Origin of the sequence: Bacillus sp. RC252 (genome assembly GCF_044909215.1) — a bacterium.
Lineage (GTDB): Bacteria > Bacillota > Bacilli > Bacillales > Bacillaceae_G > Bacillus_A > Bacillus_A mycoides.
The window spans coordinates 69,360-80,879 of record NZ_JBIYDV010000025.1; the positions used below are offsets into that span (position 1 = coordinate 69,360).

At 36.1% G+C, this 11,520-nt stretch carries 11 protein-coding genes and 1 pseudogene; 3 read left to right on the top strand and 9 right to left on the bottom strand.

Features of this window, described 5'->3' with window-relative positions; genetic code table 11:
* Together ABH960_RS26100 and ABH960_RS26105 are read right to left on the bottom strand one after the other, a co-directional pair.
* The gene (locus tag ABH960_RS26100; RefSeq protein ID WP_002063654.1) at positions 1 to 516 is read right to left on the bottom strand and encodes a DUF4075 domain-containing protein; all 516 of its coding nucleotides are present in this window, start codon (positions 514 to 516) and stop codon (positions 1 to 3) included.
* A gap of 53 nt (positions 517 to 569) precedes the next feature.
* Positions 570 to 1,034 (bottom strand): low molecular weight protein-tyrosine-phosphatase, encoded by a 465-nt coding sequence (locus ABH960_RS26105; RefSeq protein WP_002139513.1) that lies wholly within the window; start codon positions 1,032 to 1,034, stop codon positions 570 to 572.
* 175 nt (positions 1,035 to 1,209) lie between these two features.
* Between ABH960_RS26105 and ABH960_RS26110 the strand changes: the two genes are divergently transcribed.
* Positions 1,210 to 1,434, top strand: coding sequence for a DUF1128 domain-containing protein (locus tag ABH960_RS26110; RefSeq protein ID WP_113937976.1), 225 nt, complete (start codon positions 1,210 to 1,212; stop codon positions 1,432 to 1,434).
* A gap of 192 nt (positions 1,435 to 1,626) precedes the next feature.
* On the top strand, positions 1,627 to 4,293 hold the full coding sequence (locus ABH960_RS26115) for a cation-translocating P-type ATPase (RefSeq protein ID WP_404449301.1): 2,667 nt from the start codon (positions 1,627 to 1,629) through the stop codon (positions 4,291 to 4,293).
* Positions 4,294 to 4,327: 34 nt separating this feature from the next.
* Here the strand turns inward: ABH960_RS26115 and ABH960_RS26120 are convergent, their stop codons facing one another.
* From ABH960_RS26120 to ABH960_RS26150, 7 genes are all read right to left on the bottom strand, one after another.
* Positions 4,328 to 5,410 carry a toxic anion resistance protein gene (locus ABH960_RS26120; protein WP_002029585.1) on the bottom strand — a complete coding sequence of 361 codons (1,083 nt, stop codon included), beginning with the start codon at positions 5,408 to 5,410 and terminating at the stop codon, positions 4,328 to 4,330.
* 18 nt (positions 5,411 to 5,428) lie between these two features.
* Positions 5,429 to 7,060, bottom strand: coding sequence for a YceG family protein (locus ABH960_RS26125; RefSeq protein ID WP_016093408.1), 1,632 nt, complete (start codon positions 7,058 to 7,060; stop codon positions 5,429 to 5,431).
* A gap of 110 nt (positions 7,061 to 7,170) precedes the next feature.
* Positions 7,171 to 7,962, bottom strand: a complete 792-nt coding sequence (locus ABH960_RS26130) for a TerC family protein (RefSeq protein ID WP_002139507.1) — start codon at positions 7,960 to 7,962, stop codon at positions 7,171 to 7,173.
* 73 nt (positions 7,963 to 8,035) lie between these two features.
* Positions 8,036 to 8,614: a TerD family protein gene (locus tag ABH960_RS26135; RefSeq protein WP_002091197.1), complete on the bottom strand. Its 579-nt coding sequence runs from the start codon at positions 8,612 to 8,614 to the stop codon at positions 8,036 to 8,038.
* Between the two features lie 80 nt (positions 8,615 to 8,694).
* On the bottom strand, positions 8,695 to 9,279 hold the full coding sequence (locus tag ABH960_RS26140; protein WP_002010225.1) for a TerD family protein: 585 nt from the start codon (positions 9,277 to 9,279) through the stop codon (positions 8,695 to 8,697).
* A gap of 26 nt (positions 9,280 to 9,305) precedes the next feature.
* Positions 9,306 to 9,902: a TerD family protein gene (locus tag ABH960_RS26145; protein ID WP_113937980.1), complete on the bottom strand. Its 597-nt coding sequence runs from the start codon at positions 9,900 to 9,902 to the stop codon at positions 9,306 to 9,308.
* Between the two features lie 128 nt (positions 9,903 to 10,030).
* On the bottom strand, positions 10,031 to 10,909 hold the full coding sequence (locus ABH960_RS26150) for an ROK family protein (protein ID WP_404449305.1): 879 nt from the start codon (positions 10,907 to 10,909) through the stop codon (positions 10,031 to 10,033).
* 207 nt (positions 10,910 to 11,116) lie between these two features.
* Between ABH960_RS26150 and ABH960_RS26155 the strand changes: the two are divergent.
* Positions 11,117 to 11,520: pseudogene (locus tag ABH960_RS26155) on the top strand (cell wall anchor protein); the annotation flags it as partial.

Genomic DNA, 11,520 nt, shown 5'->3' on the forward strand with positions numbered 1-11,520 from the left:
TTAGACGCTTTTCTTCTCTTCTTTATTTTGCTTTAGCTCAATGTATGCTTCAGTTTTTTTTTCCTCTGCATTTGAGTCTTTCATAAATAATTCACGCGCTTCTTTCATACCACCATCTTCAGCTACCACTGGCTCTTCTTCTGCTTTAAGCTCATCTACCTTTGGAGATACAGCTTGAATTTCAATCGTTTCCGGCTTTTCTACTGGCACGATTTTTTTCTTACTAAAAATTTCTTTCGTTTCTTTTAACGTTTCTACAACAGACGGCGTCAATTTTTTGATTTCTGCTACTTTCGCTTTCACTACATTAAAATCAGCAAGTTCGCGTCCTTTATCTGTAACAGTTTGCACTTTTTCTTTTATCTTCGAATTTTCACCAATTTCAATCATCTTTGTTTTTGCTTTTTCTGCCGTGTTTTTTACTTTTTCACGGTTTTCTTTCTTTAACATAGATACAGCTACACCTGCAGCTACACCAATCGCAATGTTTCGAGCAATATTATTTTTCTTTGCCATATTCCTTCACCCTTTCATTTCTTATATTAGAAAGTATTACTTTCTAAGCTTCCTCATATTCCTTGTTCATTTCGAATGAAAGCTACTAGCTTTGCACACCCTTCTGTTACAAGGTCATACACTTCTTGGAAGTTCCCTGTAAAGTAAGGGTCAGGAACGTCTGTCCAGCCACCGTCTGGAACAAAATCGGACAGTCTACCAATATAGCCTCCAGTTTTACCAAAACTTTTTAAATCCGCTATATTCTTGTTGTCCATGGCAATAATATAATCAAACTTTGTTAAGTCTTCTTTTTCTACTTGCCGTGCTTTAATTCCTTCAAAAGAGACTTCATTTTCTTTTAAAATTTTTTTTGTTCCTTTATGTGGTGGATGACCAATATGCCAATCTCCAGTTCCTGCAGAATCAATGACAATTTTCTCTTCGAGTCCCTCTTTTACGACAAAATCTCGAAAAATTGCTTCTGCCATTGGAGAACGACAAATATTCCCAAGACAAACAAACAATACTCGGACCATATTTTTGTCTCTTCCCTTCTTGGTGCATTTCTTAATATATATCTATAGTATAAACAACCAATTATTAATTATAAAGGAAATCCCTACTAATTTAATAGGATTGAAAAGTTTCATTAACGAAAATGATAAAAAAATGTTAAGATAGCCTTATGTTATTTTAAAGGGGGACACTTCGGTGGATTTATCCGTAAAATCAGAAGTAAACGTTGAATATATGGTAGAAGCTATTAAAGAAAAATTACGCATGGTTAATGCTGGAGCAATGAGAGCTGCTAGTTTTAACGAAGAAATGTACGAGGACTTACGTGACATTTATGAGCACGTTATGAAACGTGAAACATTCAGTATTAGTGAAATGCAAGCTATTACTGAGGAATTAGGTACATTAATTAAAAAATGACAAAGAGCCTCACGTATTCGAGGCTCTTTTAATTTCAACAAATTCATGACAACTCTTCTCTTTTCCTCCTCACATTCTAAATTACTGTACAATGAAAGTAGAACCTCACCTTAGATTTTTTCTCCATACATACTACTCTAAAAAAATTGCCACACTACCATTGCTAACTGTTTTTACTGGAGGTGCTTACTTATGAGCAAGTGGTACAGTAAGACGAAAAATCAAACATTAATCGACCTAGAAACAAATGAACAACACGGTTTAACAGATAAAATCGTAAATGAACGTTTAAAGCAATATGGTTCTAATGAATTAGCTACCAAGCAAAAACGTACTTTATGGCAGCGCGTTTTCGCCCAAATTAATGACGTCCTCGTATATGTCCTTATTATCGCTTCCCTTATTTCCGCCTTTGTAGGTGAATGGGCCGATGCAAGTATTATCGCGCTCGTTGTAGTTTTAAATGCTGTTATTGGTGTAATCCAAGAATCGAAAGCGGAACAGGCTTTAGAAGCATTGAAAAAGATGGCAACACCTAAAGCTATCGTAAAGCGAGATGGTGAACTAAAAGAGATTCCATCTGAGCACGTCGTTCCAGGTGATATTGTTATGCTTGATGCTGGGCGGTATATCCCCTGCGATTTACGACTTATCGAAACTGCGAATTTAAAAATTGAAGAATCTGCTCTAACTGGTGAATCTGTCCCTGTCGATAAAGATGCAGTCTACCACCCTTCCATGCAAAATGATGAGCAAGTACCATTAGGTGATCAAAAAAACATGGCCTTTATGTCGACGCTAGTAACATACGGACGTGGCGTCGGCGTTGCTGTTGAAACTGGGATGAACTCACAAATTGGCAAGATCGCTACCCTTTTACATGAAGCAGACGATGATATGACACCACTTCAAAAAAGCTTAGCACAAGTAGGAAAATATTTAGGATTTGTCGCTGTAGCTATTTGCACTACTATGTTTCTCATCGGTTTTTTACAGGGCCGGGATACGTTAGAAATGTTTATGACCGCAATTAGTTTAGCTGTTGCAGCCATTCCAGAAGGCTTACCAGCTATCGTTTCCATCGTTCTTGCAATTGGTGTTCAGCGTATGATTAAACAAAACGTTATCATTCGTAAACTACCAGCTGTTGAAGCTCTCGGTTCTGTCACAATTATTTGTTCAGATAAAACAGGTACATTAACTCAAAATAAAATGACCGTTACTCACTTTTATAGTGATCGCACATACGACCAGCTAGAAAATTTGAATGTAAATAATGATGCACACCGTCTATTATTAGAAAATATGGTTTTATGCAACGATGCCTCTTACGGTGCCGACTCACAAACAGGGGATCCTACAGAAATTGCCCTTCTTGTTGCCGGAAGCTCTTTTAACATTCAAAAAGATCATTTAGAAAATAAACATGAACGTGTTAACGAATTGCCTTTCGATTCTGATCGTAAAATGATGTCAACTGTACATACGTACGATGAAGGCTACTATAGCATGACGAAGGGTGCTATTGATAAACTTTTACCTCACTGTACCCATATCTTTATAAATAATAAACTTGAGGTCCTAAAAGATTCTGATAAAAATCAAATATTAGAAGCTGCCGGGTCAATGTCGCAAGAAGCCTTAAGAGTACTTTCATTCGCATATAAACGATACGATTTAAACGATATGGATATAAATCATCTCGAAGAAAATCTCATCTTTATCGGTCTTGTCGGTATGATTGATCCACCACGTACAGAAGTAAAAGATTCAATTACAGAATGTAAAAAGGCTGGTATTCGCACAGTTATGATTACGGGTGATCATAAGGATACCGCCTTTGCAATTGCCAAAGAACTTGGCATTGCTGAAGAAATATCTGAAATCATGATTGGAACTGAATTAGATACCATTCCAGATACAGAACTAGCAAGTAAAATTAATCACTTAAATGTATTCGCTAGGGTCTCTCCAGAACATAAAGTGAAGATTATAAAAGCATTACGTGCTAAAGGAAATATCGTTTCCATGACTGGTGACGGTGTAAATGATGCTCCATCTTTAAAACAAGCAGACGTTGGAGTAGCAATGGGAATTACAGGAACAGATGTCGCAAAAGGCGCAGCAGATGTAGTTTTAACAGACGATAACTTCTCATCTATTGTGAAAGCTGTTGAAGAAGGAAGAAATATTTATCGTAATATTAAAAAGTCTATTCTCTTCCTACTCTCTTGTAACTTCGGCGAAATTATAGCTCTCTTTTTAGCTATTTTACTCGGCTGGGCAACACCACTACGCCCTATTCACATTTTGTGGGTAAATTTAATTACAGATACACTGCCTGCATTATCACTCGGTGTTGATCCTGAAGATCCAGATGTGATGAAGGAAAAACCACGACATGCGAAAGAAAGCTTATTTAGCGGCAGCGTTCCTTTTCTTATTTTCAATGGGGTTGTAATTGGACTTCTTACTTTAACAGCCTTTATCGTTGGGGCAAAGCTCTATACAGGAGATACAAATTTATTTCCTCTCTTCCCAGATCAAATTGATGAAGACGCTCTATTACACGCCCAAACGATGGCATTTGTCGTTCTTAGTTTTTCTCAACTCGTTCATTCATTTAACTTACGTTCAAGAACGAAATCAATTTTTTCAATTGGGATATTTACAAATAAATATTTAGTCTTCTCATTTCTAATCGGTGTTCTTATGCAAGTGTGTATCATCTCCATCCCACCTCTTGCCAATATATTTGGTGTGCATGCATTAACAATGCGAGATTGGGGATTTGTTCTCTTGTTAAGTATCATTCCGCTTGTTGTGAATGAAATCATTAAATTAGTTAAGAGAAACTAAAAGGCAATGAGGACTGTTCCTCATTGCCTTTTCTTTATCCTTGTAATTCTTTTTTGATGTTCTCTGTTAATGTAGCCATGCGCTTGCGGCTTTCTTCACGCTCACGTTTATTTTGCTCTTCAATTTGTTGTGTTTCTTGCATACCTCTTGAAATAATGTTCCAAGTTTCCTCAAGTGTTTCCATCTTAATACTAGAAGAACCTGATAATCTCGCTACTTCCACACTTTGAGTTGCGATATTTTGTGCATTTTTCTTAAGTAATTCATTTGTACGGCGATCAAGTTCAGCCATAGAGTCCGCAACAAGCTTTTGACGTTTCGCATTTACCGCTTGAATGATACCATTTTTAAAGATAGGAATCGTTGTAATAAATGCCGTATTGATTTTACCGATTAATTTATTGTTACCGCGTTGAATCATACGAATTTGTGGTGCTGTTAATAGAGCAACCATACGAGCTTTTTCTAAATCATCAATACGTTGTTCTAAAATTTCAACAGAGTTTTTAAGCGATTCTAATTCAATACCCGCCAACTGATCATTATTACGTATGCGCTCTTCGTACATCGGAACTAACTCTGTATTTAAACGCTCTAATAACATTTCCCCAGCTACTACGTATTTTTCTAAGTCTAAATAATACTTTAAGTTTTGCTCATATAAACCATCTAACGTACCAATTGATTTTTTCATTTCATCTTGATACTTCGTAATTTCTACGTATACTTTATCCATCTCGCGACCCATCGTCTGATACTTACTAAAGATTTGTTCAATCATTTTATCTGCTTTTTTGAACATACGTGAGAAGAAACCACTTTTCTCTTCCGCAAAGTCTTTACTATCAAATCTGTCCATAATTTTACCGAGCTGCTTTAATAATTCACCTGAGTCTTCTACTTTCGATAAAGACATTGTATGTAAAATTTGATCAGCGAAACGTGAAATTTCCATAGAAGGTTCTTTTCCGAGTTCAATTAATTCTAATTGATCTTTAATATCTACTGCGTTATAAATACGTTGCACTTCTGCATCTTGTCTAAGTTGCAAGCGAACATCTTGTGCGGTTTGCTCATTCAATTCTGTTTTCGAATCTAGTACGACTGGGTTATTCATATGGTATTCTCCCTTTCCTTATAAAAATGGACGAAATAGTCCTTTTATTGTTTGTGATAAATTTTTATAGGCTGATGAACCATGAAATTCAAGATCGAAATTAACTTCTTCAAGCCAATGTGAATCAAATGCTCCTGATTGAATATACGGTTCAATATCGTTTCTCCCCGTTGGATTAAAGTGGAATACATCTACTCCAATTTGATTTAAAAATAGTAATAACACAGCATCAGAACGACTTAATTCTCCGCTCTTCTCATTATTAAATATAACAATTTTCGGTACTTCTTGCGAATAATCAAATTTCTCAAGCTGCTCTAAAATGTTCGGTGGTATTTGAGAGAGTTGTGCGAAAACATACAGTGCTACATCTTGTTTCGTCTCTTTCGCAATTGGTTTACACATTTCACTTTCGCACGTATGGATCATTGCTTCTGCAATACCATGTTGTAATCCTTCTGGTAAACGCTTATGTGGCCACCAATGGCTGTTCATAATTAAATCCGGATGTAACTTCCCTGCGCGGTCCAATGCATCTCGATAATGATATTGGAAATTCGCTTTTTGTTCTTTCGTAAACGGGAATGTATTAATCAAGAAACTGTTATCAAATGATGTAACAGCCTTTAATCGCTGAAAATATTCTTTATCATTCTTTGAAACACCTGATATTTTTGCAAATAAAGAAGGAATATAAATATGCTTATTTTCAACAAAGAATGTTGGACGTACAAATGCCTTTTCTTTCGTAATTAAAAAGAGTTCATCGTACGTCGTTTTGAGCGTACGGGCTACAGGTGTATACGAACGGAATTGCCACGGTTTATATAATAATGAATTATCGTGGTGAAGTACTTGCTCGATTTCTTTTGAAGCTTGATAAGCTACCGTTGCGACGCGTTCACGACGCCGATCAGGAAATGGTTCCAATGAAATACGGCCTGAATGAGATACGACAAAGGTCTTTCCTTCCTCATCTACACTCTCAAATCCATCTTTTCCTTCTGGGTGATAATAAAGCACATCGCAACCGAGCATAATAAGAAAGTATAAGAAATATATACGGCTCTCCGTCGCATCACCGTACCAAACGACACGCGGCATTTGTTTCTTATAATTAATCGTAGAGAACCACTTCGCTACGTAATTTTCACTTAATTTAATCATATCGATTAAGAAACGCCGGAATCCTTCTGTTTTTAAAGATTGATTATGTTGTTTCTCATACAATTTCAATACAGAAATAAACGTCGTATGTATATAATGCTGTAAATCAGGATTGTCTACTTGCGGTAATAGTTGTTTTCCAGACAAATGTGCTACAAGCCTATTTACTGTAAGTCCATTCGGCGCTTCTTGATGTAATGCAAAAACTTCTTGAATATGGCGCAGTTTTTCGGGATCAATCACCTTATTTAAATTTTGTTCATGCAAAACCTCGATCCCTTTTGCTTCATTATAATCAAATAGTTCATTGAAATATTCATCTACATCATTCGGAACACCAAGAATGCGACTTGCTATGTAACTAAATTTCATCTCATTCTCTGTCAGTTCATATTGTGGGCGTTTTTCTAAAAGCGCTTCAAATTGCTTTAAATCTGATTCATCTTTTAATGCACATGGTTGAAGTGTAAAACGTGAAAACACAACAGTTCACCTCCAAAAACATTTACGTTTTTTATAAAGTCTCTCTTCTATTATAAACTATTTTTAGTTATAAAAAATGGGCGCTCGCATAACGAGCAAACCCATTTCAATTATTTATGTTCATTTTTAGTAGCTGCAACTTCTTCTTTAGCTTGTCCAGAATTCTTCATGTAGTGAAGTATAAATGTTGCTCCAAACGCTATAACTAAAATAATAAAGAACAGCATATGACTTACTTCAATATGAACGACAGACAGTAGCATTTTTGCTGCAATAATTAAGATTAAAATATATGCTGTCGTTTCAAGTTCTGGAATACGCTCTAACAATTTTAAGAATACGCCAGCGATACCGCGCATCATTAAAATACCGAGCATTCCACCTAATAGTAAAATCCAAACTTCATTCGATACACCAAATGCAGCAAGTACACTATCTACAGAGAACGCAATATCCATTAACTCAACCATCGCAACCGTTCCCCAGAAGACACCAAACATTCTGAAGAGAATACTATTTTGGTTCATACCATGAGCTTCCTCTTCTTCTGCATTACCTTTTCGTTTATCAATGAAGTATTTAATTGATAGCCAAGCTAAGTAAAGTGCACCTAACACTTTTACCCATGCTAATTTAATTAAGAACATTCCGATTCCAATTGCAATAAAACGAAATACATAAGCTCCAATAAGTCCATAGAATAATGCTTTTTTTCGTTTTTCTTCTGGAAGATGTTTTACCATTACCGCTAACACAAGTGCATTGTCAGCAGATAATAACCCTTCAAGTACAACAAGTGTACCTATTAACCCCCAAGATACTGGATCTTGTAACACTTTAATCCACATGTCCAAGTCGAAAAACTGAGCATACGTATCAAGGATTCCTTGCAAAATACTCATCTTACCTTTATCCCCTATTCTTTGCTAGATTTATAGAAAGGTCAAAAAAAGGAAACGAATGTCGTTTCCCTTCTTATGCATCCAAGCCATACGCTTTTACAAGCGCACCTAATCCACCTTGGAATCCGCTTCCTACTGCACTAAACTTCCACTGTCCATTATGACGATATAATTCACAAAAGACAACTGCTGTTTCAATGGAGAAATCTTCCCCTAAATCAAAACGAAGAACTTCTTCGTTTGTTTCTTCATTTGCTAAACGAACGAATGCATTTGCAACCTGTCCAAAGTTTTGATTACGGCCTTCACCATCATAAATTGTAACTGTAATAGCAATTTTATGAACATCTGCTGGAACCTTTTTCAAATCGACAACAAGTTGCTCATCATCACCGTCACCTGCACCTGTACGGTTATCTCCTGTATGTAAAACTGATTCACAAGGAGACTGTAAATTATTATAGAAAATAAAATCAGTCTCCTTCGTACATTTCCCGTTCGCATCTAATAAAAAGGCAGATGCATCTAAATCAAAATCAGATCCACCATCATAAGATTTAATATCCCATCCAAGACCAATTACTGCTCTTGATAAACCTGGGCTTGTTTTAGCTAAATCTATTTTCTGTCCTTTTTGCAATTGAATAACCATATATATTCACCTCTATATTTTAATTTTTAAAAATATATCCATCAGTAAATACGCGTTTCACTGATGGATATATAAATCTATTACTCTACATCTAAACCAAAGTTATTACATAGAGAACCTAATCCACCTTGGAATCCACTTCCGATTGCATTGAATTTCCATTCACCTGCGTGACGGTATAATTCGCTTACTACTACAGCTGTTTCAATAGAGAAATCTTCTCCTAAATCGTAACGAATTAATTCTGCATTCTTTTCTTCATCCATAATACGTACGAAAGAATTAGAAACTTGTCCGAAGTTTTGGCTGCGGCCTTCTCCATCATAAATTGTAATTGTGAAACAAATACGCTCAATGTTAGCAGGAACATTTTTTAAGTCTATTTTAATTGTTTCATCGTCGCCTTCACCTTCGCCTGTACGGTTATCTCCTAAATGCTCTACAGCACCATTCGCACCTTTTGGATTATTATAGAAGACGAAATCCTCTGCTCCTGAAACTTTACCGTTAGCACCTACTAAGAAGATACTAACATCTAAATCGAAATCGTTTTGTCCATCATAACGATTCGTATCCCAACCAAGTCCTACAAGAACTTTCGAAAGACCTGGATTTGTTTTTGTTAAGTCTACCTTTTGTCCTTTTTTCAATGAAATAGATGCCATATTATACTATTCCTCCTTGGTTTATTTTATTGGTAACGTGATACAATCTCACTTAAGTTTTTATCTTGTGTTCCTTCTCCCACTGCTGAAAACTTCCATTCGTTTCCATGTCGGTACATTTCACCTGCAATTAAAGTCATTTTGCCAGCATAATTATCTGACAAGTTATAACGCGCTAATTCTTCACCTGTTTGTGGGTTTTGAATACGAATATATGCATTGCGAATCATCCCAAAATCTTGACGACGATTTACACAGTCATAAATATTTACAACGAATACTAGACGATTAATACGGCTCGGAACTTTATGTAATTCTACGAAAATTGTTTCGTCGTCACCAGCGCCTTCACCTGTTAAATTATCTCCTGAATGAATGATACTACCACAAGTAGAAAGTTTGTTGCCGAAGTAAACTAAATCATTTTTGTTTAAAAAACGATCCCCTTCTAACATAACAACTGATGCATCACAATCTACATTTGGTTTACTTCCAAATAATGAAGACAGAAATCCACCTGATTGCCCAATTGGATCCCAGCCTAAGCCAACCTGCATTTTCGCTACTCTAGGTTGTCCTTTCGTTAAATCAATCTTTTGTCCTTTTTCTAAAATAATAGGCATGAAGTTTCTTCCTTTCTACAAAGCATTTTCCAACTCGGAAAACATTGTATTCTTCTCTTATATTGTAGCATTATTTATCTAATGAGAAAAAGGATAAATTCTCAATTATATGAAAACAGATACTATATTTATTTATACTGATGTAATAAGTGGTAAATAGAGCCAATCATTCCTGCACAATTACCGCTTTGCGCAAGTTTAATCTCACAATTACTATAAATCTCTTGATTTAAGTATGTTCCTATCTCTTCCTTCACTTCATTTAAGAAATCATCGCCTCTTTCAGTAATTCCCCCACCAATAATAATCATTTTCGGATTAAAAATATAAGCAAGATTGCTAATACCAATCGCCAAATGTTTAAAGAAAATCTTCACGGCTTGAGTAACACCGCTATCACCCTTATCATATAATTCGAAAATTATTTTACCATCCCACTCCTTTTTACCTTTATATCTTCGTACAAGATGAATTAATCCCGAAATTGAGGCAACCTCCTCAAAAGTTTTCCCTTCTATTAACATGTTCCCCCATTCCCCAGCGCCAAACAAATGTCCACGGTATAACTCTCCATTTATAACAATTGCTCCACCAATGCCCGTTCCAAGCGTAAGCATAATAAAATCGCTTTCTCCCCTCCCTGTACCTTTCCATTTCTCTCCTAAGGCTGCACAATTAACATCATTTTCAATAGATACAGGAACTTTTAATACTTCTTGTAATCTCTCAACAATAGAAATATTAGCATAACGCGGAATATGATCCACACCTCCCGTTATAACTCCTTTATCAATATCAACAATTCCCGCTGTACTAATACCAATTCCGGAAATAGTATATTCAGTCATTAACTTTTTTGATAAATATATAAGCTTTTGAACAATTTGTTCCCCGCCCAAGTGAATTTCTGTCGGGACCTTTTTATGTATTAGTACTACACCTATTTCTGAAACAATTCCATATTTAATTTGCGTACCACCAATATCAAATGCAATATATTCTTTCATCCGTTGCCACTTCCTCTACTGTTATGAGTGTAAATTCTCCATCACTCTACTGTCTGCAAGGAATTTACATTAACTCTTTTCTCCCTTTAGAAATACACCACCTTTTTCTATATATAGTTTTTTTTGCATAAAACTCTTTTTCCTATGAAATATTACAAAGGGGTGTATTTTAGATGGAACAATAATTTTTTCTTCAGGAGGAAAACAATGACAAAAATATTCATTTTAGCATCAACACTTTCTTTATCCTTTTTTAGCGGCTTAAATATTGGTAATGCTGCAACTGAAAACTTCAATCCAATAACAAACGCTATTGTACAAAATAACGATAATTTAGCAGAAGGTAATTCAAAAGATAATAATAAACCTCCAGGAAACAATGGTTCTCAGGACGATAGTGGTTCTGACGGCAATGGTTCTGGTGGCAACGGTTCTGACGGCAGTGGTTCTGGTGACAATGGTTCTGGTGACAATGGCTCTGGTGGCAATGGCTCTGGTGGCAATGGCTCTGGTGGCAATGGCTCCGGTGGCAACGGTTCTGGCGGCAACGGTTCTGGTGGCAGTGGTTCTGGCGGCAGTGGTTCTGACGGCAATGGCTCTGGTGGCAGTGG

Bases quoted from the DNA above. Each gene is read 5' to 3' on its own strand.
- ABH960_RS26115 (WP_404449301.1), top strand. From the start codon at position 1,627: ATGAGCAAGTGGTACAGTAAGACGAAAAATCAAACATTAATCGACCTA.
- ABH960_RS26140 (WP_002010225.1), bottom strand. From the start codon at position 9,279: ATGGCATCTATTTCATTGAAAAAAGGACAAAAGGTAGACTTAACAAAA.
- ABH960_RS26130 (WP_002139507.1), bottom strand. From the start codon at position 7,962: ATGAGTATTTTGCAAGGAATCCTTGATACGTATGCTCAGTTTTTCGAC.
- ABH960_RS26135 (WP_002091197.1), bottom strand. From the start codon at position 8,614: ATGGTTATTCAATTGCAAAAAGGACAGAAAATAGATTTAGCTAAAACA.
- ABH960_RS26150 (WP_404449305.1), bottom strand. From the start codon at position 10,909: ATGAAAGAATATATTGCATTTGATATTGGTGGTACGCAAATTAAATAT.
- ABH960_RS26120 (WP_002029585.1), bottom strand. From the start codon at position 5,410: ATGAATAACCCAGTCGTACTAGATTCGAAAACAGAATTGAATGAGCAA.
- ABH960_RS26105 (WP_002139513.1), bottom strand. From the start codon at position 1,034: ATGGTCCGAGTATTGTTTGTTTGTCTTGGGAATATTTGTCGTTCTCCA.
- ABH960_RS26145 (WP_113937980.1), bottom strand. From the start codon at position 9,902: ATGCCTATTATTTTAGAAAAAGGACAAAAGATTGATTTAACGAAAGGA.
- ABH960_RS26100 (WP_002063654.1), bottom strand. From the start codon at position 516: ATGGCAAAGAAAAATAATATTGCTCGAAACATTGCGATTGGTGTAGCT.